The following is a 23,737-nucleotide window of genomic DNA, read 5'->3' as shown; positions in this document are numbered from 1 at the left end:
AGAGCACATTATGAGCCTGGAACAGGAACTCGCGGAATTGAAGGCGACTGTCGTCTATCTCAAGGACCGGCAGGACATTCTTGATTGCATCCAGCGCGAGAGCCGCGCGCGCGATCGGCAGGATGTCGAGCAGATCGCCGGCTGCTGGTGGGAAGACGGTGTGGACGAACACGGCCCGAGCGTCACGTTCGCTCCGGACTATCCGGAAAAGGCCAACAAAGGCCACTACACGAATTTCAACATGACCAGCCACAACATCACCAACCACATCTGCGAGCTGGACGGCGATGTGGCCCACTGCGAATCCTACGTGATCGGCGGCCTCTACTGGCTTGATGGCAAGAGCACGACCATCGCCATCGGCCGCTATCTCGACCGGCTGGAAAAGCGAAACGGCGAATGGCGCATCGTCGTGCGCCGCTGCACTATCGAGGCGAGCGCGGATTGCGACGGCACCTGGGTTCACTCCAAGAATGTTCAAGGCTTCCTTAAGGGCCTGTGGAGCAAGGAGGATCCTTCTTACGAGCGCCCTTACGAGTGGAAGCCCCGCCAAGAAGGAGTCCGCTGGTGAGCGATACGCAGACTGTAGCCGTCGATCCGCAGACGCTTGAACGTATTCGTGCCCGGGAGGCCGAAATCCTCGGAAAACCGCCGCGCGTCGAGACAGTGGATCGCATGGCACGCGCTGATGAGATTATCGAGGCCACCGATCGCCTGCGTGCCTCGCTGTTCGGCAATGTCCCTTCGCTCTCGATCGAGCAGGTTCCCCAGATCATGGTGACGATGATGCCGTTCGGCACATTGTGGGAACGGATCATGGGGCTGTCCATGACGGTCATGGGCCCGGCAAGCCGCCTTGCGAAGCGCGACCAGAAGCTGGCGATCCTGCGCACCGGCTGGCTGCTGCAAGCGCCTTACGAATTCGGCGAGCATGTCCATCAATCGAAGGCGCTGGGCATGACCAGCGAGGAGATAGAGCGGATCACGTCGGAAGGCTCGGCATCGCCCCTCTGGAACGACCACGAACGTGCCATTCTACGCTGTGCCGAGCAGTTGCACGCCAATGCCGCAGTCGACGACGAGACCTGGGAGGTGCTTTCGCGCAGTCTGGACGCCCAGCAGATCTTTGAGCTGATCGTGCTGATCGGCCAGTTCACGCTGGTCGCCTATTTCCAGAATGCGCTGCGGCTGCCGCTGGAAGCTGGCAATCCGGGGCTCGCAGCCCGCTGATTATCGCTGCCGCGCCCGACCTACCGAACTATACAGGACTACGGAGACACCCATGGCGCTGACACGCCTCGTCATCGAACACAGCGAGCCCTATGCGGGTGGCCACTCCTGGGGCGAGGCCGGCCCATACGAACGCCTGACCGGCACGGCATGGTTCGAAGTCGATCCCGCCGACCCGCGCAATGCCGTGATCGTCAATCTCGATCGCGCTCCGCGGACCGCGAGCGGCAAAGTCGCCTTCCGTGCTCCGGTGATCCTGCTCAAGCCTGTCGACATGGGGCGAGGCAACGGCAAGATCTTCCACGACATCAATAATCGAGGCAATACCGACCTCGGGCCGGTCGATGACGCGTCGAAGGTCAACGGGCAGGTCGCGCAGCAGCTCCGCATGGGTTTCGTGCTTGTCGATGCGGGCTGGCACGGCGACGGCATTCCCAATCCAGTGCAGCTGTTCCCCGATTTTCCAGTCGCCACGCAGGTCGACGGCTCGCCGATCATCGCCAATGTCCGGCTGGAATTCTCGGTCCCGGTACCGATGCTGAGCCAGCCCTTCGCCCCTTTCTGGCGCGCTTACGAGACGGCCGATACCTACACCTCGGCCTCAAGCCTCGTCATGCGCGAGCGGGCAGGCGGAGTGCCGGTCCCGGTGCCTGCCGACAGATGGGCCTTCGGGACGTGCAACGACGGTCTGGACAGCCTGACGCCCTCCACCACCGACATCACGCTGTTCGACGGCTTCAGCCCGGACCGGCTCTACGAGCTGATCTATCCGGCCAGGAACCCGATCGTCATGGGGCTGGCCTATGCGGTGACGCGCGACCTTGCCGCATTTCTGCGCTCGGCCGCAGCCGACAACGAGGGCACGCCCAATCCATTGGGCTTCTCACCCCAGCGCCCTGCGCGTCGCTCCTATGCCTATGGCGCCTCCTCGACCGGCATGTATTTGCGCGAATTCCTCTATCTGGGCTTCAATGAGGACGAAGTTGGCCGAAAGGTCTTCGACGGCGTGTTCATCAACACCGGAGGGGCCAATCGCCTCTTTGCCAATGTCGAATTCGCGCACCCCACATTCTATGCCGCGCAGGACGGCCATGCCGACTATCTTTCCAACGCCCAATCGCCCTTCACATTCGGACCCTCGCTCGATCCGCTGACCGGCCGGACCGATGGCATCCTGAAGCGTCCCGCGACTGATCCGCTGGTGATCGAGGCTGTCGATGAGAACAGCTTCTGGACATGGAAGAACTCACTCCAGGTCGTCGATGGGCACGGCAACGCCATTGCTCAAGCCGACAACGTGCGGCTCTATTTCAAGGCGGGTTCGGGTCATCTCGGCATCTATGGACTGCTGAGCCCGCCGGTGACGCCAAACGGTTTCATGGGCGAAGCCCGCTACCCGGCACAGGCCCTCGATGCACCAGCCTTCAACCCGCAAGCCATCGAGCGTTCGCTGCCCGGCCATGGCGGCGCGTTGGTGGTCGTTCTCGACGAATGGGCGGACCGGGGAATTGCACCGCCGTCCAGTACCTTCCCGACGATCGAAAACGGTGGGCTGATTACGATCGAGGAATACCAGGCGCTGTTCCCGGATATACCGGATTTCCAGCCGCCCGCCGTCATCGCCGGTCTGGATCTGCTGGACTTCGGACCGGAGTTCGGCCCGCACGGCGGACGCCTCACCACGCTTCCGCCGTGCCATGGTAAGAGCTACCGCCTCTTCGTCCCGCGCCCGGACGCAGACGGCATCGCGGTGGGGGACTTCCGCCCGATGGAAGCGGCGGTTCCGCTGGGCACCAATGTCGGCTGGAACCTGCGCCGCGAAGGATGCCGCGGCGGTGACCTCTGCGGACTGGAAGGATCCTACCTGCCGTTCGCCCGAACGCGCGAAGAGCGGCTTGCCGCAGGCGACCCCCGTCTTTCACTGGAAGAGCGCTACGGCGACCACGAGGGATTCGTCTCTGCTATCCGCAAGGCCGCGCAGGAACGCGTTGAAGCCCGCTTCATGCTCGAAATGGACGCCCGGGCATGGATCGAAGCGGCCGAGGATTCCGATGTCCTGAGGGAATGACGGCGCACGCGTTCCCTCTAACGCGCATAGTCAGGGCTGAGCCAGTCTGCCTCGCGACAGCAGGGGTTCCAGAACCTTGTCCCACTCGGCGACGACGTCGAATTCCCGGCCCTGCCGCAACCATTGCTGAGCAAGGCCCTGCATGACCGCCAGAACGTGGCGGCTGTTCGAGGCCGGCTCGGCAACATAGGGCGTCAGCAGTTTCTCCAAGAGTTCGAGCGTCATTTGCTCGCGCTTTTTGAACCAGTCGTGCGCGACATGCCCCGTTTCCAGAGACTCGGCCTGCAACAGCAGCACGAAGCGGGTAATTACCGGATCCGCCACCGACCGGCGAACCATCTCCCGCATCAGCGTGACGATCGATTGCCAGGCCATGGCCGAATGGTCCTGCGCATGTTCGAAAGCCTTTATCAGGGGCTCGGCTGCCGCTCTCTCGCTTGTCTCGAGGGTGTCGAGCACTCCCAGCAGCAGGTCTTCTTTCGAATGGAAGTAATAAAGAAGACCCGCGCCGGACATCCCGCAGCGATCCGCAAGACCATGGACCGTCAAGCCGTGAAAGCCGAGTTCGGCGAACATGGCGATTGCCTCTTTCAGGATCGCATTTCTCCGCTCCTGAGGCTTCCAGCGATCCTTCGATTTCGTCACGCACGGCCTCTGGCGACCGGATCGCGTGCGACAGGGTCCGGATCGTTAACGACACGGGTGGAAACGTCGAAGATCATGTTGGGACGTGTCCGGCTGTCGTAGCGCGGCCATGCCAACCGGCTTCCTGCCGGATTGCCGTTTTTCGCAAAGTCGAGCCATGCCGTCATCATCATGTCAGACAGGCTATCGACCTCCGGTCCCTCGCCAATGAACTGGACAGGGACTTTCGTGCCGAACACCAGCGGCACTTCGGTTCCATGCGGACTGCGCAGCACACGGCCCGCTACGCGCGGCTCGTAATCAACGCGGTAAAGGTACACAGGCGCAGCGTTTTGCGCCGACTTGCGCTCCGCCATTACGATCGAATCGGAACGGAACAACCGGTCCGTCATCATGGACGACACCAGATAGCTGGGATCGTCATGAGGATAGGCCGCGCGATAGGCGGCGAAAGCAGCCGCGCCGCGATCGCCCATGACGGCGGCGAACCGCTCCCGGGCATGCTCTTCGCTCATGGCGCCCAGTTCGGGGTCCCCTGCCATAAAAAGAGTGGCCTCGTCCTTTGCAGACCCCACCATCAGCGGGATATTCCGGCTGAACGCAGTCGCCGCCGGGTCGAACGGGTCGGCCGGGATCGAGCGTCCGTCCACCATCGGCGCAAGCGTCCCTGCCGCCAGCCCGGTCCCGGCCGAAGGCAGGCGCACTGCGGACGCAGCGGCAATGATCTTCTGGCGATCGATTGTCTGCATTGTGTGCACGTCGGCCTTGGAAATTCCCAGCCGGGCAATCGTCTGCTCGGCGATCTCCTGTGCATCGGACTTCGAGACCAGCGAGACGATCGGCCCGCTCATCGCGATCGCCTTGTGGAACAGGCCCTGAGCGGGCGCCATTCCCAGCAGGGTTGAGACCTTGGCCCCACCGCCGCTCTGTCCGAAGATCGTTACGTTATCCGGATCGCCCCCGAAGGCGGCGATATTGGCCTGTACCCATTGCAGCGCGAGCACAATGTCGAGCATGCCGACATTGCCGCTATCGGCAAAATCCTCATGCAAGCCGCCAAGATAAAGATAACCCATCGCATTGAGACGATGGTTGAGCGAAACGAACACGACATCGCCGCGCCGGACAAGTTCGCTGCCGTCCGTCATCGGATCGAGGCCCGATCCCATCGCAAATGCGCCGCCGTGGAGCCAGACCATGACCGGCCGCTTTCTCGTGGGCGAAGCATCAGGCGTGATGACATTGAGGACGAGACAGTCCTCGCTCTCGCCAAGCTGGGCATTGGTCAGGTTGGCGACCGCCATCATCACCGGAAGGCCCGGGGCATGGGGATCAACCTTACCCATGATTCCGGGCAAGGTGATCATGCCCTGCGGCGCCTTGTGGCCGAGGGTATTACACGCGCGCACGCCGCTCCATGGCGATACTCCCTGCGCCGGCTGAAAACGCCGCAGGGAAGTGTCGCCTCCATAGGGTATACCAAGGAAACGCGAGACTCCGCCGGCGCGGGCTCCCGTCACTTTCCCCGATGTCGTATCCACCACGCCCGTAGCAGTCGGTTCGCCCGCATCGGCCATACCCGGCAGGGTCATGGCCGCCGCGCCTGCCAGCGCGGTGCCCAGCACTTTTCTTCGGTCCCATGCGCCATGGTCCATGTCAGTATGCTCCCCTTCCCGGTCATCGTGCGCGGCGCGGCACCGCCAGCCCCAGCGACTTGCGCAGTTCCGGCTTGAGTTCGATCACGTAGAACCCGCTCGCATTGCAGGCGAACCAGATCTGGCCGCTCTCACCCACGTAGCGGACGTGGGACATGCAGGGGTCGCCAGGCTTGAAATAGGCGATCTCACGCGGATCGGCCGGATTGCGCAAGTCTACGATCCGAAGGCCCGCGTACATGAACGGGAACAGGCCCAGCCGGGTATTGTCGGCGTCGTCGACATCCTGGAAGTGCGTGGCGGCCGTCCCGACGCGTCCCACGATACCTCCGGTGGCTTTTTCCATTGTGCTGGGCGTTGGGCAGTTCTCCTGCCGGTTCATCGCGAGCCGGAACTCGCCAACGATCTTGGGATTTTTCTCGTCGGCAATGGAAGTGATGCGCGGCCATGCGCCCGGGCAGGCGCCCAGTTCGCCGGCATTCACTATATAGGGAACACCGCCAATCCGCGCGCGAGCCGGCGAATGCCAGCCGGCGTGAGCAGCCGCTCCGATCAGCCGCAGCTTGGGATCGGCGCGGCCTTGTGCAAAGTCGCTGTTGTCGAAGATGAACAGACCGCCTGCATCCTGACCGACCGCTGCCGGTGACGGAACGCCGGGCTTGGGGTTGCGGAATTCGTGCTCCGCATCCGCGCCCTGCGATGTCGTGACGCCCACATAGATGCGCGAGGCATCGGGGCTGAAGACAAGCTCATGCGGCGCGAACGGGAAGCTGGTACCGTCGGGGCGCGTTGCTTCGAATTTGCCGACGAACCTGGGGCTGGACGGGTTGGAAATGTCCATGATCTGGATACCGCCGGCCCCCGTGAAGGGATTGAGCACGGTTCCATAAACGAACCGGCCGTCCGGCGAGATCGTGATCGTGTGCACCGGCTCCGGCCACTTGATCTCGGACTTCAGTTTGGGATCGGCACAGGCATGAACATCGTAGATCGAAAGCCAGCCCTCGTCGGGACCGCCCATCCCGGAAACCCCGCCGTAGGTGCTTGCCGCCAGGATCGCATGATCCTTGGTCGTGGATGCATTCAGGGTTTCCGTCGCGTAGATGGCGCCCTTGTCTTGCAGATACCGCACGGTCTTGGGCGCGGCGGGATTGCTCACGTCAATCACTGCGACCCCGGATGTCGCATCGACGGGAAGCTTGAGCAGCTGTCCGTCCGGTTTGATCGTCATGCCCGAGGCGACGTAAGCGCAGGCGCCCGACCAGGCCATGGCAAGATTACCCGTCCGACCGCCAATGTCCGAATGACCGACGACATTCACGCCGCTCGAGTACGGTGTGGCAAGCACTTTGCCCGCTTCGGCCTCGACAGTCTCCCCCTGCTTGCCCGGCTCAGGGCGGTCCGCCGTCGCTGCGACAGCTTGGGAGACCGGCAGCGAGATCGCCGCACATCCGACCAGAAGGACAGAGCCGAGCGCCTTCAGTGTCATCATCGATTTTGTTTTCCTTGCCTGCATTTCCCTCACCCTTTCAATCGACAACGTCGGGGCAGCGACCGTTCTTGCGCATCCGGCGCATCGATCCGTCTTGCCCCGCGCAAGTCCAGTTCGGCGTATCGAGGCTGTCTAAGTTGGTGCTTTCCCGGTGCAGTTCCGTCACCGTCCGACTCCCCTTCGGCCGGTCCGCTTTGCAGCGAACTCGTAACCTACCGAATGTTTAGTAGTCTTTCTTGTTTTGGCAAGTCCGCGGGTGAAATTGAATTGCCAAGCTTCGGGATAGCATTGCCAAACACCTTGAGGCGCGCACTACCGGACTTTCGGGCACGACCGCGCGAGCTGGACGAAACTTGTGCCGCGATCGCCTCCAGAGTTTTCGCTTAACGTGGGCCTGACGTCCGTTCAGACGGTCTAGCGCTGGAAGAGGCGATCGAAGACGACGGGGCCTTTCAATAAATCGGCAGGCGCGTGGTAGCCTTGATTTCCGAAAGTGCGACCAGTGAATTGATTTCCTGCACGCCTGGCACCAGCGAGAGCTTGTCGAAAAAGAAGCGCTCATAGGCGCCGATATCCTTCGCCACGATGCGCAGGATGAAGTCGATGTTACCCATCAGCACGTAACAATCGAGCACCTCCGGAAACCCCCGAATCGCCTCCGTGAAGGCCTCCAGATTGGCGCGTCCGGTGGCCGTCAGTTTCACTTGCGCAAAGATCTGAGCGTTTAGCCCCAGAAGCCCCCTGTCGAGCAAGGCAACTTGCTCTCGAATGTAGCCATTTTCTTTCAGGCGCTGGATCCGCCTCCAGCATGGGGCTTGAGACAGCCCGATCGCTTCGGCGATTTCAGCGGTAGACTGCGCGCAATTGCGCTGCAGCTCACCCAAAATCGCTTTGTCGAACTCATCGAGTTCATCGATCGACATTTTTCTTAAAACCTCCAGTTTTGGTAATTTTTATGCGAGGCGAGCGCAATGGGCTCAAATTGCGCAATTTTTTTAAGCCCATCCGCGGACTATCTTCCGTTAGTGCCCGCCCGCAGAGCAGGCCCTTCACCGGGAAGAGCATATTCCTCAATGTATACAACAAAGCAATTTCTCGTTCGCGCCTGGTCCGATCCGGCAACCGTGTCACGCGTGGTCAATCCGTTCGTGCAGCTTGGTCTGATCCCTAGGCGGATCGAGGCGCAGGTGCTGGAAACCATGATGGAAGTAACGATCACGCAGGATGGCCTGGGCATGCCCGAAGCCGAGCGGCTGGCCGATAAGCTCGGCAGCATTTTCCTGGTACAGGATGTCAGCCTTCACGACGTCGTGGAACGCGAGTTGGATCCCGCGACATGAACTGGCCAGCAAACGGGCCGCATCTCCACATTCCCGAACCTTGCACGAGGCCCGGAGACGGCGCCGACTTTTCGGGTTTCGTCATCCCGCCCGCAGGCTCCGTTCCCCGGCCTGCAATCGACGCGGATCCGGCAGCGATGCGTGCGCTCGCCTTCGATCTCATCCGCGTCCTTGATGAAAACCATCAAGCCGTGGGTGAGTGGAACCCGCACTTGACGGACGAGACACTCGTCGCCGGCCTGCGCGCGATGCTCCTGACGCGTACATACGACACCCGCATGATGCGCGCCCAGCGGCAAGGCAAGACGAGCTTTTACATGAAGTCCACCGGCGAGGAGGCCGTGGCGGTTGCAGCCGCCATGGCGCTGAATCCGAAGGACATGTGCTTCCCAACCTACCGCCAGCAAGGCCTGCTTATCGCGCGTGACTGGTCTCTGGTTGAAATGATGAACCAGGTCTATTCCAACAGCCATGACCGCCTGAAGGGCCGGCAGATGCCGGTCTTCTATTCAAGCCGCGAAGCCGGATTCTTCTCCATTTCCGGAAACCTCGGAACGCAGTTCAGCCAGGCGGTCGGCTGGGCCATGGCATCGGCTTCGGAAAGCGACCCGCGCATCGCGGCTGCCTGGATCGGCGAAGGCGCCACCGCCGAAGGCGACTTTCACCACGCGCTTACTTTCGCCAGCGTCTATCAGGCTCCGGTCATTCTGAACGTCGTCAACAACCAATGGGCGATCTCCTCATTTTCGGGGATCGCAGGCGGCGAGCGTGCGACATTCGCTTCACGCGGCATCGGCCACGGCATTCCTTCGCTGCGTGTCGATGGCAATGACTTCCTGGCCGTGCACGCTATCACGGACTGGGCCGCAAAGCGCGCGCGCATGGGCCTTGGTCCGACGCTCATCGAATTGTTCACGTACCGTGCCGAAGGCCATTCGACTTCGGATGACCCAACTCGCTATCGGCCCAACACGGACACCGCCACGTGGCCCCTTGGCGATCCCATTGCGCGCCTCAGCGACCATCTCGCTTCGCGCGGATGCTGGTCGGCAGCGATGCACACCGCACTGGAACGCGAGGTCAAGGAAGTGGTGGACGCCGCCGGGCGCGAGTCGGAAAGTTTCGGCACCCTCAAGGAAGGCTCCCGCCTGCCCGCCTCGTCGATTTTCGAAGACGTCTACAAGATCATGCCTCCGCATCTGCGCGACCAGCTGGCGGAGTCAGGCTTATGAACGCAACACAATCTCTCAGCATGATCCAGGCGATCAACGAGGCCCTCGACGTCGCGCTTGAGCGCGACCGGATGGTGACGATTTTCGGGCAGGATGTGGGCTATTTCGGCGGCGTCTTCCGGGCGACTGAAGGGCTTCAGAAAAGGCACGGGTCACACCGCGTTTTCGATGCGCCCATCAGCGAAGCAGGTATTGTCGCCGTCGCCGTCGGCATGGGTGCATTCGGCAAGCGCCCGGTGGTGGAAATCCAGTTCGCCGACTACATCTACCCGGCGGCGGACCAGATCATCTCCGAAGCCGCTCGCATGCGCTATCGCACGTGCGGGGAGTGGTGGTCGCCGATTACCGTGCGCTCACCTTACGGCGGCGGGATCTACGGCGGTCAGACCCACAGTCAGTCGCCGGAAGGCATATTCACGCATGTGGCTGGCCTGAAGACCGTCATTCCCTCGAACCCTCACGACGCCAAGGGGCTTTTGCTGGCTGCGATCGAGGATGACGACCCGGTTCTCTTTTTCGAACCCAAGCGGCTCTATCACGGGCCGTTCGACGGCCATCATGAGCGCCCCGTTCAGTCCTGGTCCGATCACCCGGACGCCGAGGTCCCGCAAGGGCACTATACAACGCCGCTCGGCAAGGCGCGCATCGTGCGCGAAGGGGATGAAGTTACGGTCCTTGCCTATGGAACCATGGTCCATGTCGCGCTGGCGGCTGTGCAAGAGACCGGCATCGATGCAGAAATCATCGATTTACGTACCCTCATCCCCCTCGACCTCGACACCATTCGTCAATCGGCCTCCAAAACGGGTCGCTGCGTCGTGGTCCATGAGGCTACGCGAACTTGCGGTTTCGGCGCCGAGCTTGCGGCCCTGGTCCAGAAGCACTGCTTCTTCGATCTGGAGGCTCCGGTTGAACGTGTAACCGGTTGGGACACGCCCTACCCCCATGCTTTCGAATGGGAATATTTTCCCGGCCCTGCGCGTGTGGGGCAGGCGCTCAGACAGATAATCGAGGTGTGATGAGGTGACGACGTACGCATTCAAGCTTCCCGATATCGGGGAAGGAATCGCGCAGGCCGAGATCGTGGGATGGAAGGTCGGTATCGGTGACTGGGTCAGCGAGGACGATCCCATCGCGGATGTTATGACAGACAAGGCCACCGTGGAAATGTCGGCTCCCGTTTCGGGCAGGTTGCTCCAGATCGGCGGTGCGGAAGGGGACCAAATCGCCATCGGCAGCATGCTCGCCGTCTTCGAGCTGGAAGGAGAGGAAACTCCCGATAGCATTCCCTTGGTCCAGATGGATATGGCGACGGCAGAACTCGCATCGAACACCCATGAAATGCTCGCGAAGGTCGCGACCGTAAGCGATGGATCGTCGGAACAAGGCCCTGCGCCTTCGGACAGCCATTTGTTCGGGGCTCCGCCCAATTCGGCACGGGCCGACCGGGTCGCGGCCTCTCCCGCAGTCCGCGGCCGGGCGAAAGAACTGGGTATCCCTCTAAGCGAAGTCCGGCCGGGTGCCGACGGACGCATCCGCCATGCCGATCTCGATGCGTTTCTCCGCTATTCCGAAAGCTACCGCCCCTCAGGCGCAGCCCGTAAAGACGAAGCCATTCGCGTGATCGGGCTGCGACGCCGGGTGGCCGAGAATATGGCGGCGGCCAAACGGAACATACCGCACTTCTCCTACATCGAAGAGATTGATGTCACTAAGCTGGAAGCATTGCGCGCCGATCTCAATGCCACTCGCGGCGAGCGGCCAAGGCTTACGATCCTCCCGCTTCTTGCAGTGGCGCTATGTCGCACAGTGCCGGCCTTTCCGATGATGAACGCACTCTACGACGAGGATACCGGCATCGTTACCCGCAAGGGCGCGGTGCACTTGGGAATAGCCACACAGACCGATGCAGGTCTGACGGTACCGGTCGTACGCGATGCCCATTCGCTCAATATCTGGCAGCTTGCGAATGAGATCGCCCGCCTTGCCGCCGCCGCTCGCGACGGCACGATCCGCGCCGCCGAATTATCGGGATCGACGCTGACGATTACCTCGCTCGGCCCGCTGGGAGGGATCGCCACAACGCCGGTGATAAATAGACCTGAAGTCGCGATCCTTGGCCCCAACAAAGTTGTCGAGCGGCCTGTCGTCAGGGATGGCAGGATAGAAGTCGCCAAAGTCATGAATCTGTCCGTGTCATGCGACCATCGTGTCGTGGATGGATGGGATGCCGCCAGCTTCGTGCAGGCGACGAAGCGGCTGATCGAAACACCGGCCCTCCTTTTTGTCGACTGAGCGACAATAAGCGTCTCGCATCAATCGGCTAACCGCACCGGGCGCTGTCCCGTGCCAAATTCATATGAGGTCACTTCTCCCATGATTGAACTTGCTCAGGCACGTGCCGTCATTGCCGCTGCTCGCGCCAAAGGCCGCGAATTGGGGCTTAATCCACTCACCGTCGTAATCCTCGATCCCGGCGGACATCTGGTCGCCCTCGAGCGCGAAGACAACTCGGGATTCGGCCGACCCGACATTGCACTCGGCAAGGCGGCCGGGGCCCTTGCAATGGGTGTATCCAGCCGCAAGCTGGGCGATATGGCGGCCGAGCGCCCGCAGTTCATGGGCGCCCTTTCCAGCGCATGGAATGGCAAGCTCATTCCTGCTGCAGGGGGCGTGCTGATCCGTTCGCAAACGGGCGTATTGCTCGGCGCCGTTGGCGTCAGCGGGGACGTTTCGGACCACGATGAAGCAGCAGCCTTCGCCGGAATTGAAGCGGCCGGTCTCGCAGTCGGCTGAGCCGAGACCGCTCTCGGCCGAGTGTACAGACCGCACGTCGGGCGACATTCCTCCCTCCATGCTCGGCAAAAAACTAAAAAACCGGAGAGACAGATTGAGACTTAACGACAAGGTCGCACTGGTAACGGGCGCAGGCTCGGGCATCGGGCGGGCAATCTGCGAACTGTTCGCGGCCGAAGGGGCCCGTGTGGTCTGCGCCGACATCAGCGGAGCCCAGGTGGATGTTGCCGCTGCGATTGGCGAGACCGCCTATCCCGTCCATGCCGACGTCACACAAAGCCGGGACGTCGCCGCGATGGTCGCTGCGGCGCAGGCGCGATACGGCCGACTGGACATTCTCATCAACAATGCGGGGATTACCGGCGCGATCGACGCTCCGCTTCATGAGCAGGACGAGGACGCGTTCGATCTTGTGGTGAACGTGAATCTTCGCAGCGTTTTTCTCGGCATGAAGCATGCCATTCCGGCCATGCTGCGAACCGGGGGAGGCGCGATCGTCAATACGGCTTCCGCCTCGGGGCTGGTCGGATGGAAAGGACTGTCGTGCTACTCTGCGTCCAAGGCAGCGGTCATCCAGCTAACCAAGAGTGCGGCGCTCGATTACGCCAAGGACCGTATTCGCATCAATGCGATTTGTCCCGGTACCACTTGGACCGGAATGGTTCCCTGGTCGGAAGGACTGCGCGAACCACCCGAAGGGACGGCCGTGCTGCCCAACATTCCGATGGAGCGCTGGGGGTTAGACCGCGAAATCGCTTCGGCTGCGGTCTATCTCGCCAGCGACGAGGCCAGCTACGTAACCGGGATCGCGATGCCGGTGGACGGTGGTTATGTCGCCGCCTGATGGAGGCTTGCGGCGATAGATTGACGCTCTCATTCCGCGCCGCTAACAATATGACGAACATGCCCGCAGCATGTGGGCGGCCGTCGTGGGAGCAGAAGTCATGGCATCGGGATATCCGCGTCTGGAAGGCAAAGTCGCGATCGTTACCGGAGGAGGCCAGGGGATTGGTGCAGCGATTGCTGTCGCTTACGCCCGCGAAGGAGCCCGCGTTCTGATCACTGGCCGAACCCGAGAGAAGCTGGAAAGCGTCGCCGCTGAAATCGAAAATTCGGGCAGCACATGCGCCTATGAAGTCGCGATCGCGGGCGAACGGGAACAATCGGCGAAGGTCGTAGAACGCGCGATGCGCGATTGGGCTCGCGTCGACATCCTCGTCAACAATGCCCACAGCTTTACAGACTACCTCCCGTTAGCCGACCCACTGATGGAAGAAAATTGCCGGATCGATTTCCAGTCCGCATTCTTCGGCTCCCTCCAGTTCATGCAATTGTGTCATCCGCACATGGCTGCCCGGCGCGGGGGATCGATCATCAACTTCGGCTCAAGTTTCGGCATTCGCTGCGAGCCGGGGTTCCTTGCCTATGCCGCATCCAAGGAGGCGATCCGCACGCTTACACGAACCGCGGCCAGGGAATGGGGAACCGACGGCATTCGCGTAAATACGATCCTGCCTTCGGCGATGTCTCCCAAGGCACTGAGCTATCTTGAGGAAAGCCGAAGCTACGATGCCGAACTGGCCAAAGTCGCGGTCGGGCGCTTCGGCGAGCCCGCCGACATTGCGCCGACCGCGATTTTCCTGGCCAGCGACGAATCCGCCTATGTCACCGGCCAGACCATTGGTGTCGATGGCGGCTCCACCATGCTGTGAACCGGGAAGGCCCCTGCCCTTTACTTCCGTCGGAGCTGCGTGAAGAACGCCTGTCGTGACGAATGTACGGTAGCGCCCAAGCAAAGTACGCGAAGGCTGGACCGCGAAGGGGTTGAACGAGACGATGACAGTCAACCGGCGAATGGGGCCACCGGGATCTGCCGTATGGCACCGGATGCTGGACGGGGCCGAGGCGATCCTGCGAGATGAAGGGTACGGAGTCCTCACCTCGCGCAGCGTGGCTGAACGCATTGGCGTCAAGCAGCGACTGGTTTACTATTACTTCGCCACGATGGACGAATTGATCGTCCAGACATTCCGGCGCCTCGCCTCGCGGGAGGTCGAACGGCTTGAAGCCGCGCTCACCGGCAACAATTCACTGCACGAGGTATGGGACGTCTGCGTCCACACCAGCGATACCCGAATGGTCTCCGAATTCATGGCGCTGGCCAACCGCATGGAGCCGCTTCGCGAGGAAGTGGTCGCCTATATCGAGACGACGCGGCGCATTCAAATCGCAGCGCTCGAACAGGCTCTCGGCAAGGATCTGGCAGCAAGGATGCCCAAGGCCGCCATCGCGATCCTGGCCACGAGCGCGGCACTTACGCTCCATCGGGAGGCGGCTATCGGGATCACCTTGGGACACGATGAGGTCATGAAGGTGATCGAGGAATTCATCGCGCATTATGCGCCGCTGAAATCGTAAGAAAACACTCTCCCGACGGCCTGGCGGCCACGAGAATTGACAGTGTCGCGGCCTGCTAATAATCTGACGAACATGACGGGCGGCGCGAATATTTTTCGCGCCGGAATCCGTGCAGGGAGGCATGGCTATGGCTACTAAGCGAACCGCACTTATAACGGGAGCCGGCGATCCTGCCGGCATGGGCGCCGCAATCGCCCGCCGCTTCGCCCGATCGGGCATGAGCGTGGCCGTGCTCGACATCGTGGAGGAAGGTGCAAAAGAAGTGGCTGCCTCCATCACGGCGGCGGGCGGCAGCGCAATTGCCGTGACTGCAGACGTGACCGACAGAAGGCAGGTAACAGAGGCCGCCGAACGCGTCCGCAGTGCCTTTGGTCCGATCGGCGTGTTGGTAAACAATGCCGCAATCGAAGGCTGGTGCAAGTTCGAGGATCTGACCGACGAACTGTGGGACCGGACGATGGAGGTCAATCTCAAGGGTGCGTTCATCGTCACCCAGACCGTGCTTCCCGATATGGAAGCGGCAGGCTGGGGCCGTATCGTAAACATCTCCGCTCTGGGCGGCCAGATGGGCGGCGTGTTCGACATGAGCCATTACAATTCGAGCAAGGGAGGCATGATCAGCTTCACCCATTCGCTCGCCATCGGGCTCGGCGCCAAGGGCATTACCGCCAATACCGTATCGCCCGGCTTCATCGACACACCGATGGCCCGTAGAGCCATCGAGACCAGCGCGTTTCCGGTCGATCACCGCGAGATCCTCAAGTCCTATCCGATCCCGCGACTGGGCAGCGCCGAAGATATTGCGGCCGCCGTCGCCTTCTTCGCTTCCGAAGACGCAGGATACATCACAAACCAGGTGCTGGGCGTGAACGGCGGCTGCTACAACTGAGGAACTTGCAAGGTCGGTGGCGCCGGCTTTGTCCGGCGCCGGCTCAGACCCGTGCAAAATCCCCAGGATCGATCACGATGGCATTCTTCGCCTTGTCGATAGCGGGCACGACAATATCGCCATAATAGCCTGGATCACGCTCGAACCGCTCATCACGGGTCAGATCGGCTATTGCCTGGTTGAGTTCGACAAATGGCCTCATCCTCGCTTCGTACCGAGCGAATGCCGCAGCGTGATCTTCGGGCGATCGCGCAATCTCGCTCGCAAGGACGAACCCGCCAACGATGGCCAGCGTCGCGCCCTGACCGGAATATGGCGAAGGACAATAGGCCGCGTCCCCCACAACGGCGATGCGACCCTTGCTCCAGCGGTCCATCCGCACCTGAGCGATGAGCCCGAGATAGAAGTCCGGCGCAGATTCCATTGCCTCAAGGAAGTGGCCTGTCTTCCAGCCGAGATGCATGGTCCGCTCACGAACCCGGGCCATCTGTTCTGCGCGATTTCCGAGGTCTTCTCCAAGACTTGCCGGCACGCTGAAGCAGACGCGCAGTTGGTCGTTCTCGGGCGTGGGATAGACCATATAACCGCCTGCCGCCCCTTTGTAGCTGATCTGCCAATCCTTGAGGCCCAGAGTGTTCGGCGCCGTAAAGGGCGCAAGCGCGATGCCGAACGGACGCAAGAATTCTACATCCTCTCCGAAACACCGGCGCCGCAGATCGGAGCGCAAGCCTTCGGCTCCAATCACCAGATCGAAACGTCGCCGCTCTCCGCTCTTGAAAGCGACATCTACGCCCTCTGCGGTCTCTTGCACGTCGACAATGGAGTTTCCGAAACAAACCGGAACCTCCTTCGGCAGCGCATTGACCAGTGTATTGGCCAGTCGGTCGCGCAAGATCTCGATGTCAGGGTTATCGAGCGGCCCGCCGGAGATCGTCATCTCCTCCGAACGCCAGACTTCTTTCCCGTCATCATCGATGATCGAGACACCCTTCATGCGCATGGCATTGGCGCGCACGACGTGCTCGAGATCCATTGCCTCAAGAACTGTCAGAGCCTTTCCGCGGACATCGATCGCATGCCCGCCGCGTGGTCCAGTCGAAAGACGTTCGACCAGTACCGGGCGAAAGCCGAAGCGATGCAGCCACCATGCGGTGACAGGCCCCGCGATGCTCGCTCCCGAAACGAGGATGTCTTTCATGTCGCTCTCCGCACGTGTTCGTCAAGATGATAGCATCTTCGATGCGGAGAGTGCAGGCTAGGGAGCGACAATCGCTCGGCCGATCTCTTCGCAGGTGAGCAAACACGGGGAGCCGTCAACGGCATTGACCAGCCCTGCGTAATCGCTAACAAATAGACGAACAAAAGGAATGCACGACGTCCATCAAGGTGCCGCATCATGGGAGATGAACATGGAGGTGGTCGATGCAAGTGCCTATCTGGTGATCGCTGAAGGCACGTATCTTGAAGGACTGTCCTACGACTTCCGACGCGGTGTGATCTGGTACAGCGACGTGATCGCCGGCGGCATCCACGGTGTGAGGCCTGACGGAACGCCCGTTGCCAGTTTCAACGAAAGCCGGATGTGGATCGGCGGGGTGATGATGAACGAGTGCGGCGCCGTGCTCTCAAGCGGTCAGGGCGGCATCATGTGGAACGATCCCGACAACGGCAAGTCAGGCTGGCTGATCCGCGAACTGGAAGGGTTGCCCATCAACGGCATCAACGAAATGTGGCCCGACGGCGAAGGCGGCATCTTCTTCGGTACCAATGACATCGATCATGTGATCGCCGCACGCGACACGCGCCCGACCGCCATCTACCGGATGAGCGTGGAGGGCCGGGTTACCAAATTATCAAACGAGGTCTATTTCTCGAACGGCGTCGCGCACGATCCGCTGCGCAGACGCTTCTATTGCAGCGATACCTTCCGGACTTCTCTGGTTTGGGATGTGACCGACGACCTCTCGCTGCAAAATCGCCGGACCTTTTTTGAGAAGGACGACTGCGACGGATTGGCGCTGGAAGAGGATGGCACAGTCCTCCTGACGGGGTTTCGCTCGCCAGGCCTGATCACGCGCGTATCACCGGAGGGGCAGGAACTTGCACCACTGATAACACCGGATGGTTCCACGACTCAGATCCGCTTCGGAGGCGAGGATCTGCGCGATTTCTATATCAACGTGGTGCCGGGGGACGGCGGGGACAGCCTGAAGGAAGGTCGCCCCCTTTCCGGACGTTCGCGCCTTTATCGGGGCAGGAGCGCGAAGGCCGGAATGCCTGTGGTTCCCTCGCGCTTCACGCTCTCCTGATAGACGCGGGCGACCGCCTCACGCCATCTCGGCGGCGTCAACCTTCACGGTCGTGCCGCTCATGAACGCTGCCATGTCGGACGCAAGGAAAAGCACGACGCGGCCGATATCGTCAGGCACACCCACGCGGCCGAGCCGGCTGGTGCTCAGCGCCGGAATCTGTTCGAGAAGTTCGGGCTTTGCCGTAATGGCGCGAGCGGTCTTTTCCGTCCGGGCGTGGCTCGGCGCAACGCCCAGGACCCGTATATCGAAAGGCGCCAGTTCGAGCGCCAATTGCCGGGTCATGCCGCGAACACCGTGCTTCGACGCGACATAGGCACAAAGCCCCGGCGCAACACCCCTGAACCCGGCCTGAGATGCAACATTGATGATCACGCCGCCTTGGCCGCGCTCGATCATCCGCCGCGCCGCCGTCCTCGCGCCGATAAAGATGCCCCGAAGGTTGACGGCCATGACCTCATCCCACTCTCCAACCGTCATATCGAGGAGCGGAATGCTGGGATAGAGCGCGGCGTTTCCAACCCAGATGTCGATCCCGCCAAAGTGCTCAGCCGCCATTGCCGCGACCTGCTCGCATTCCGCCTCATTGGCAGCATCGCAGCGACACGCGACCACCTGCCCTCGTCCCATCGCGCGTATTTCTTCGGCAGCGGCACTGGCAAGAGGCGCGTCGATATCGGCGATCAGCACGTTTGCACCGGCTTCCGCAAGTCGACGGGCCATGGCTTTGCCAAGCCCCGTCGCGCCGCCGGTAACAACCGCGCAGCGCCCTTCAAGCGATATCAGCTGTTGAATGGTTCTGTCGGATACATCGGCTACGGCCATCGGCCCATTCCCCCTGTCTTGAATGACTTCCGGCTTCCGGAAAGTCCGGCGTCAGGCCATCTCGAATTTGATGTGAAGATCCACGAGACTGCGGAAGGTATAGGTCGGCACGAAGCGGAAGTGCCGGTTCTCCGGCGGTCCGTGACGGGTCTCATCAAGTTCGATACACTTGGTGCGTGCAAGCAGCCGCTCAATCGCGATGCCCGCCTCCATCCGGCCCAAAGGTGCGCCGGGGCAGGCGTGAAGCCCTCTGCTGAAGGCAATATGGTCCCGCAATCCCGCCCGGTCGATATCGAAGGCATCCGGATTTTCAAAGCGCCGCGGATCGCGATTGGCCGCCGAGAGACAGGCAGTCATCACGCTGCCCGCCGGAAGCGGAATGCCAGCCAGTTCGGTATCCCTCACGGCCAGACGATAGGCCGCCTTGACCGGTGGATCGAAGCGCAGAACTTCCTCGATGAAGTCACCGATGCGTGCCGGTTCCACACGCAAACGCTCCTGCAAATCGCTATCTTCGGCAAGAATGCGCACAGCCATCGAGATAAGATGCGACGTGGTATCCTGGCCGGCACCGAACAGAAACCGCGCAAGGTTGGAGAGGGTTTCAAAAGGCACATCTTCGCCGTTCCGGAACTTCGACTGGACCAGCTCGGTCAAGAGATCGTCGCGCGGGCTCTCCAGCCTTTCGCGCAGATAGCCATCGAACAGGTCCTTCAACGCGGCAAGCGGATCGGGGCCGACCTTCGCTTGCGCATCCCCCTCGATCTGGCTTGGCGGCGCGCCAATAGCTTCCAGCAGCACCGCGCGATCAGATTCGGGAATGCCCATGAAATCCGAAATCGCGAAAGTCGTTGTCGCATGGGCGTAGCGGACGACGACATTGCATTGCCCTTCTCTCGCAAATCCGTCGATCAGGCGATCTGCCAGCGATCTCAGGTACTGTTCGTTTTGCCGAATCCGCCGATAGGTCAGCAGACTTGTGATCAGCGTGCGATGCTCTGCATGGCGGGCTCCGTCGAAGCAGACCAGGTGCGCCGACCATGGAAGGCAATCGCGGACTTCATCGAGTTGCGCACCAATGTCATCGCCGTGAGGTTCGAAGGGCAGCGGCGGAATGGGCCCAAGAACGGAAAGGCAGGACGAAATGCCCTCATCCTTGCGATTGAGCAGTTCGGTCAGTTCATCATAGCCGGTTACCATATAGGCACCCTGATATGGCTCGCGCTGTACCGGGCAGATTGCACGAATCCGGCCGAAATAATCGGCGGGATCATCGATCACGGCCCGATCGCTGAAGAAATCCGGTAGCGGCTTGTCCACGTTATCGCATCCTCTCCCCTCGCCCAGACGGTCATTTGTAGGCGCAAAGCAGCGCGGCGAGAATTGTGTTCGTCACATTGTTAGCATTGTGCCGGGGAACGGTCAATCGGCCCCTACCGGCCTGCGCAAACCTCACCGGAATCGAAAAACCTCTTTCCAACCCATGCCCATTAGTCTACCAACTGTTTAGTTGATATTGCAGCGCCGAACCTTGTGGGTACGAAGGTCACGAAATCCGGGCGGTTCGCCCGAACTGCGTTACCACAGCCTGTCGTCATCCCTCCGGAGCGCCAGGTTGAAACTTGCGAATGCCCGCCGTCTCGATGCGTTTCCTCTCCTGGAAGCAGACGGGATGGCGGGCACTTTTTCGCATTACACCGTACCGGACGCAATATCGCACCGCGAGGGGACAGAGGGAGGCGGGAAGATGACGATGGCCGAGAGGAACAAGACGAAGATCGCTCGCCGCGTAATCGAAGTTCTGGATTACCTCGACAGCGGGCGCGACGAAATCACCGTGATGGACATCGTGCGCTCCTTCCATCGCCCGCAATCCAGCACCTCCGAATTGCTGGCGAGCCTGGTTGAACTCGGCCTTCTCCACAAGGACCCGATCGCGCGGACATACCGCGTGATGCCGCGTGCGGCGTTCATCGGCCAGTCTTGCCAACCACAATCGATCCGCGACGGGCGCATCGTACGCCTCGTTGAAACGCTCCATTCGCAGACCGGATACCCGGTTACACTCAATGCGATTGTCGGTGTATCGGCACAAATTGTCGCAGTGCGCGGTACCGGCGATCTGGCCGCGCGCAAGTCACGCTTCCAATGCGGTGCCAAAGATCCGCTCGCCTTCAGTGCAGTCGGGCAAATGCTGCTTTCAGCGGTGCCCCAACCGCGCCGAGGCGGAGTCCTGCGCCGCCTCAACGCCGAAGCCGAACAGAAACGCAAATTCGCTGTAGCCGAAATGGACGTGCGTATCGCAGCTATGAGCGAGCGGCAGTTCGCGATTGGTCCGGCCGGATTTGGAACCGACCGCAAGGCGCTGGCGCTACTCGTTCCCGGTCAACCCGGTGATCGCCCGCTGGCAATCGGACTCGTTCTGCCGGCGCGTGAAAAGACGGAACCCGCGCCTCTTTTGGAGCAAGTTCGCGCGGTCATGGCGACGTGCCTCGGGATTCCGGAAATCGGCCAACCCGACGATGAAAGCCAAACGGTCCTCGAAATGCGCAGCGTGTTGAAAGCATCCGCCTGATCCGCGAAACATCCTGCTGGTCAACCAGCCAAATCGAACCGACACTCTGAAATACCAGGCAAAGCGCGCCCACAAGAATCCGCGCATCAGGGAGAGTAAAAAGGGAATGCTGGCAACGCGTATGAAACCGGGGCTTTATTCGGCCCTTGCCGCCGTACTTGCACTGTCTGCGTGCAACAAGCCCGCGCAGACCATCGAACAGGGGATGATCGCCGATCCCGACGAATGGCCGAGTTGGGGCCGCACGGCGGGCGAAACGCACTATTCCCCGCTGGACGAGATCAACACCGACACGGTCGGCAATCTCAAGCTGGCGTGGCATACCGATCTGGAGCCGGGCTACACCGCCAGCACCCCGCTGATGGCCGAGGGCAAGGTCTTCGTGACCAGTGGCCACTCGCATATCCGCGCGCTCGACGCGGTGACCGGCAAGCAGCTCTGGGAATACAACGGCGGCACGCGAGAGCGCGCTACATCCACTCTGCAGATGAGTTGGGGCAACAAGGGCATCGCTTATGACGCGGGTCACGTCTTCCTTGTCACCACCGACGGCTACGTGATCTCGCTCGATGCCGAGACCGGCAAGGAAGCCTGGAAGACCTACGACTATCCCGATCAGGCCCCGCGCAACTCCAACGGCGCGCCGCGCGTGTTCGGGGGCAAGGTGATCGTCGGCTTCGGCGGCGCCGACATCAGCCCGGCGCGCGGCTTCGTCACCGCTTATGACGAGAAGACCGGCAAACAGGCCTGGCGGTTCTACACGACGCCGGGAGACGAAGTCTCGCCCGTCAATCAGAAAGCCGAAGCGGTCATGCGCAAGACATGGCCGAGCGGGTGGAAGAACCCCGACGGCACCCGGCGCGGCGGCGGCGGCACCGCGTGGAACGCCTTCAGCTACGATCCAGAACTCAACATGATCTACCTCGGTATCGGCAACGGCTTCCCCTACAACCAGAACTTGCGCAGCCCCGGCGGCGGCGACAACCTGTTCCTTGCCTCGATCGTCGCGGTCGATGCGAATACCGGCGAATACAAGTGGCACTATCAGGTCTGTCCCGGCGAGCAGTGGGATTGCACCGCCACCACCGACATGTCGCTGGCGACGCTGAAAATCGACGGCAAGGACCGCAAGGTGCTGATGCAGGCACCGAAGAACGGGTTCCTCTATGTGATCGATCGGGCAAGCGGAAAGCTGATTTCCGCCGACAAGATCTCCAAGGTCACCTGGGCCGATCACATCGACATGAAGACCGGCCGCCCGGTCGAGAACCCCGGCATCCGCTACGCGGGCAAGCCCGGCATGTTCGAACTCTGGCCGGGGCCGACCGGCGCGCATTCGTGGATGCCGCAGGCCTACAGCCCGCAGACTGGCCTCCTTTACATCCCCGTGATCGAAAAGGGCGCGCTGATCGGTGACGGCCAGAAAGGCGGCGCGGAGATCAGCAGGGGCATGGGTGTGACACTCAATCCCGAAGCCGGGTTGAAGAACGATTCCCGTTCCTTCCTCAAGGCTTTCGATCCCGCCACGCAGAAGGAAATCTGGAAAGTCGAACTCCCCGGAGACTGGCCCGGCGGCGTGATGGCCAGCGGCGGCGGACTGGTGTTCGAGGGGCAGATCGACGGACAGTTCGTCGCCCGCGATGCCAAAACCGGAAAGCAGCTCTGGTCGTTCAAGGCGCAGAGTCCGATCGTTGGCGCGCCGATCACCTATCGGGCCGGCGGCAAGCAGTATGTCACGGTGCTGTCGGGCAATGGCGGCACCGGCGGCGGCATCGGATCACCGGGCAACGCGGCCTACCGTACCGACTATCGCGCACCCCGGCATGTGCTGACTTTCGCGATTGGCGGAAGCGACACCCTTCCAGCCTATCAGCCGCCCGAACTGGTTCCGCCTGCCGATCCGGACTTCAAACCGGACACAAAGACAATCATGGCAGGCGGGATGGCATTCGCAACCAACGGGTGCATGGTGTGCCACGGCTGGAATGCGGTGGGCGGCGGAGCCGCGCCTGACTTGCGCTATTCGCCTGCAATCGTGGATCCGCAGACGTTCAAGATGATCGTTCAGCAAGGCGGCCTCAAGCTCAACGGAATGCCTCCCTTCCGGCAATTGAGCGATCAGGATCTGGAAGCTTTGCGTCTCTATCTGCGCGCACGCGCCAAGGCAGCCCCAATGGAGGCGCAGCCAGCACAGCATGGTGGGCGCGGCTCGCGATAAACCGGCAAGTCCTGCATATCGAAAATGACGGCAAGAGCGGGAATC

The 23,737-nt window shown here is 61.5% G+C and carries 23 protein-coding genes; 15 read left to right on the top strand and 8 right to left on the bottom strand.

Features of this window, described 5'->3' with window-relative positions:
* Window positions 1-10 precede the first annotated feature (10 nt).
* The 3 genes from AC1VVM_RS18775 to AC1VVM_RS18765 are packed head-to-tail and all read left to right on the top strand — an operon-like array spanning window position 11 to window position 3,298.
* A complete protein-coding gene (locus AC1VVM_RS18775; RefSeq protein ID WP_482905315.1) occupies window positions 11-571 on the top strand; it encodes a nuclear transport factor 2 family protein in 561 nt (186 codons plus the stop codon).
* The gene (locus tag AC1VVM_RS18770; RefSeq protein ID WP_482905314.1) at window positions 568-1,230 is read left to right on the top strand and encodes a carboxymuconolactone decarboxylase family protein; all 663 of its coding nucleotides are present in this window, start codon (window positions 568-570) and stop codon (window positions 1,228-1,230) included. The genes AC1VVM_RS18775 and AC1VVM_RS18770 overlap by 4 nt, the downstream gene beginning before the upstream one ends.
* A 52-nt stretch (window positions 1,231-1,282) precedes the next feature.
* On the top strand, window positions 1,283-3,298 hold the full coding sequence (locus tag AC1VVM_RS18765) for an alpha/beta hydrolase domain-containing protein (RefSeq protein ID WP_482957079.1): 2,016 nt from the start codon (window positions 1,283-1,285) through the stop codon (window positions 3,296-3,298).
* A 30-nt stretch (window positions 3,299-3,328) separates the two neighbouring features.
* On the opposite strand, the gene AC1VVM_RS18760 is transcribed toward AC1VVM_RS18765, so the two are convergent.
* From AC1VVM_RS18760 to AC1VVM_RS18740, 5 genes are all read right to left on the bottom strand, one after another.
* A complete protein-coding gene (locus tag AC1VVM_RS18760; RefSeq protein ID WP_482957078.1) occupies window positions 3,329-3,943 on the bottom strand; it encodes a TetR/AcrR family transcriptional regulator in 615 nt (204 codons plus the stop codon).
* Window positions 3,940-5,598 (bottom strand): carboxylesterase/lipase family protein, encoded by a 1,659-nt coding sequence (locus AC1VVM_RS18755; RefSeq protein ID WP_482905310.1) that lies wholly within the window; start codon window positions 5,596-5,598, stop codon window positions 3,940-3,942. Before AC1VVM_RS18755 ends, AC1VVM_RS18760 begins: the two co-directional genes overlap by 4 nt.
* Before the next feature lie 22 nt (window positions 5,599-5,620).
* Window positions 5,621-7,090, bottom strand: coding sequence for an LVIVD repeat-containing protein (locus AC1VVM_RS18750; RefSeq protein ID WP_243652456.1), 1,470 nt, complete (start codon window positions 7,088-7,090; stop codon window positions 5,621-5,623).
* A 37-nt stretch (window positions 7,091-7,127) separates the two neighbouring features.
* Window positions 7,128-7,256, bottom strand: a complete 129-nt coding sequence (locus AC1VVM_RS18745; RefSeq protein WP_482905308.1) for a hypothetical protein — start codon at window positions 7,254-7,256, stop codon at window positions 7,128-7,130.
* A gap of 286 nt (window positions 7,257-7,542) precedes the next feature.
* Window positions 7,543-8,007, bottom strand: coding sequence for an Lrp/AsnC family transcriptional regulator (locus tag AC1VVM_RS18740; protein WP_243652487.1), 465 nt, complete (start codon window positions 8,005-8,007; stop codon window positions 7,543-7,545).
* A 156-nt stretch (window positions 8,008-8,163) separates the two neighbouring features.
* Between AC1VVM_RS18740 and AC1VVM_RS18735 the strand changes: the two genes are divergently transcribed.
* The 9 genes from AC1VVM_RS18735 (at window position 8,164) to AC1VVM_RS18695 (ending at window position 15,765) form a co-directional block, all read left to right on the top strand.
* Window positions 8,164-8,430: a hypothetical protein gene (locus AC1VVM_RS18735; RefSeq protein ID WP_482957077.1), complete on the top strand. Its 267-nt coding sequence runs from the start codon at window positions 8,164-8,166 to the stop codon at window positions 8,428-8,430.
* Window positions 8,427-9,662: a thiamine pyrophosphate-dependent enzyme gene (locus AC1VVM_RS18730; RefSeq protein ID WP_482905306.1), complete on the top strand. Its 1,236-nt coding sequence runs from the start codon at window positions 8,427-8,429 to the stop codon at window positions 9,660-9,662. Before AC1VVM_RS18735 ends, AC1VVM_RS18730 begins: the two co-directional genes overlap by 4 nt.
* Complete coding sequence (locus AC1VVM_RS18725) at window positions 9,659-10,681, top strand: alpha-ketoacid dehydrogenase subunit beta (RefSeq protein ID WP_482905305.1); 1,023 nt, start codon at window positions 9,659-9,661, stop codon at window positions 10,679-10,681. The genes AC1VVM_RS18730 and AC1VVM_RS18725 overlap by 4 nt, the downstream gene beginning before the upstream one ends.
* A gap of 4 nt (window positions 10,682-10,685) precedes the next feature.
* Window positions 10,686-11,957, top strand: a complete 1,272-nt coding sequence (locus tag AC1VVM_RS18720; RefSeq protein WP_482957076.1) for a dihydrolipoamide acetyltransferase family protein — start codon at window positions 10,686-10,688, stop codon at window positions 11,955-11,957.
* 81 nt (window positions 11,958-12,038) lie between these two features.
* Window positions 12,039-12,458: a GlcG/HbpS family heme-binding protein gene (locus AC1VVM_RS18715; RefSeq protein WP_482905303.1), complete on the top strand. Its 420-nt coding sequence runs from the start codon at window positions 12,039-12,041 to the stop codon at window positions 12,456-12,458.
* A 94-nt stretch (window positions 12,459-12,552) separates the two neighbouring features.
* On the top strand, window positions 12,553-13,302 hold the full coding sequence (locus AC1VVM_RS18710; RefSeq protein ID WP_482905302.1) for an SDR family NAD(P)-dependent oxidoreductase: 750 nt from the start codon (window positions 12,553-12,555) through the stop codon (window positions 13,300-13,302).
* A gap of 100 nt (window positions 13,303-13,402) precedes the next feature.
* Window positions 13,403-14,170: an SDR family NAD(P)-dependent oxidoreductase gene (locus tag AC1VVM_RS18705; protein ID WP_482957075.1), complete on the top strand. Its 768-nt coding sequence runs from the start codon at window positions 13,403-13,405 to the stop codon at window positions 14,168-14,170.
* 124 nt (window positions 14,171-14,294) lie between these two features.
* On the top strand, window positions 14,295-14,876 hold the full coding sequence (locus AC1VVM_RS18700) for a TetR/AcrR family transcriptional regulator (protein WP_482905300.1): 582 nt from the start codon (window positions 14,295-14,297) through the stop codon (window positions 14,874-14,876).
* Between the two features lie 127 nt (window positions 14,877-15,003).
* Window positions 15,004-15,765 (top strand): SDR family NAD(P)-dependent oxidoreductase, encoded by a 762-nt coding sequence (locus AC1VVM_RS18695; RefSeq protein WP_482905299.1) that lies wholly within the window; start codon window positions 15,004-15,006, stop codon window positions 15,763-15,765.
* A 43-nt stretch (window positions 15,766-15,808) separates the two neighbouring features.
* Here AC1VVM_RS18695 and AC1VVM_RS18690 read toward each other — a convergent pair whose 3' ends face one another.
* A complete protein-coding gene (locus tag AC1VVM_RS18690; RefSeq protein WP_482957074.1) occupies window positions 15,809-16,963 on the bottom strand; it encodes an FAD-dependent monooxygenase in 1,155 nt (384 codons plus the stop codon).
* Between the two features lie 211 nt (window positions 16,964-17,174).
* Here AC1VVM_RS18690 and AC1VVM_RS18685 point away from each other — a divergent pair, with 211 nt between their 5' ends.
* Window positions 17,175-18,074: an SMP-30/gluconolactonase/LRE family protein gene (locus tag AC1VVM_RS18685; RefSeq protein ID WP_482905297.1), complete on the top strand. Its 900-nt coding sequence runs from the start codon at window positions 17,175-17,177 to the stop codon at window positions 18,072-18,074.
* Window positions 18,075-18,092: 18 nt separating this feature from the next.
* Here AC1VVM_RS18685 and AC1VVM_RS18680 read toward each other — a convergent pair whose 3' ends face one another.
* Window positions 18,093-18,899: an SDR family NAD(P)-dependent oxidoreductase gene (locus tag AC1VVM_RS18680; protein WP_482957073.1), complete on the bottom strand. Its 807-nt coding sequence runs from the start codon at window positions 18,897-18,899 to the stop codon at window positions 18,093-18,095.
* A 51-nt stretch (window positions 18,900-18,950) separates the two neighbouring features.
* Entirely contained in the window at window positions 18,951-20,219 is a 1,269-nt protein-coding gene (locus tag AC1VVM_RS18675; protein ID WP_482905295.1) for a cytochrome P450, read from the bottom strand.
* Window positions 20,220-20,646: 427 nt separating this feature from the next.
* Between AC1VVM_RS18675 and AC1VVM_RS18670 the strand changes: the two genes are divergently transcribed.
* Window positions 20,647-21,474, top strand: coding sequence for a helix-turn-helix domain-containing protein (locus AC1VVM_RS18670; protein WP_482957072.1), 828 nt, complete (start codon window positions 20,647-20,649; stop codon window positions 21,472-21,474).
* A 106-nt stretch (window positions 21,475-21,580) separates the two neighbouring features.
* Entirely contained in the window at window positions 21,581-23,692 is a 2,112-nt protein-coding gene (locus AC1VVM_RS18665; RefSeq protein WP_482957071.1) for a PQQ-dependent dehydrogenase, methanol/ethanol family, read from the top strand.
* Window positions 23,693-23,737: the final 45 nt, after the last annotated feature.

The organism is Novosphingobium sp. BL-S-33, from assembly GCF_056857025.1.
This window is presented reverse-complemented; position numbering and strand designations above follow the sequence as displayed.

Coding starts and splice junctions, on each gene's coding strand:
- AC1VVM_RS18775 (WP_482905315.1), top strand. CDS start 11: ATGAGCCTGGAACAGGAACTCGCGGAATTGAAGGCGACTGTCGTCTAT.
- AC1VVM_RS18765 (WP_482957079.1), top strand. CDS start 1,283: ATGGCGCTGACACGCCTCGTCATCGAACACAGCGAGCCCTATGCGGGT.
- AC1VVM_RS18755 (WP_482905310.1), bottom strand. CDS start 5,598: ATGGACCATGGCGCATGGGACCGAAGAAAAGTGCTGGGCACCGCGCTG.
- AC1VVM_RS18750 (WP_243652456.1), bottom strand. CDS start 7,090: ATGATGACACTGAAGGCGCTCGGCTCTGTCCTTCTGGTCGGATGTGCG.
- AC1VVM_RS18735 (WP_482957077.1), top strand. CDS start 8,164: ATGTATACAACAAAGCAATTTCTCGTTCGCGCCTGGTCCGATCCGGCA.
- AC1VVM_RS18730 (WP_482905306.1), top strand. CDS start 8,427: ATGAACTGGCCAGCAAACGGGCCGCATCTCCACATTCCCGAACCTTGC.
- AC1VVM_RS18725 (WP_482905305.1), top strand. CDS start 9,659: ATGAACGCAACACAATCTCTCAGCATGATCCAGGCGATCAACGAGGCC.
- AC1VVM_RS18715 (WP_482905303.1), top strand. CDS start 12,039: ATGATTGAACTTGCTCAGGCACGTGCCGTCATTGCCGCTGCTCGCGCC.
- AC1VVM_RS18705 (WP_482957075.1), top strand. CDS start 13,403: ATGGCATCGGGATATCCGCGTCTGGAAGGCAAAGTCGCGATCGTTACC.
- AC1VVM_RS18700 (WP_482905300.1), top strand. CDS start 14,295: ATGACAGTCAACCGGCGAATGGGGCCACCGGGATCTGCCGTATGGCAC.
- AC1VVM_RS18695 (WP_482905299.1), top strand. CDS start 15,004: ATGGCTACTAAGCGAACCGCACTTATAACGGGAGCCGGCGATCCTGCC.
- AC1VVM_RS18690 (WP_482957074.1), bottom strand. CDS start 16,963: ATGAAAGACATCCTCGTTTCGGGAGCGAGCATCGCGGGGCCTGTCACC.
- AC1VVM_RS18685 (WP_482905297.1), top strand. CDS start 17,175: ATGGAGGTGGTCGATGCAAGTGCCTATCTGGTGATCGCTGAAGGCACG.
- AC1VVM_RS18680 (WP_482957073.1), bottom strand. CDS start 18,899: ATGGCCGTAGCCGATGTATCCGACAGAACCATTCAACAGCTGATATCG.
- AC1VVM_RS18670 (WP_482957072.1), top strand. CDS start 20,647: ATGACGATGGCCGAGAGGAACAAGACGAAGATCGCTCGCCGCGTAATC.
- AC1VVM_RS18665 (WP_482957071.1), top strand. CDS start 21,581: ATGCTGGCAACGCGTATGAAACCGGGGCTTTATTCGGCCCTTGCCGCC.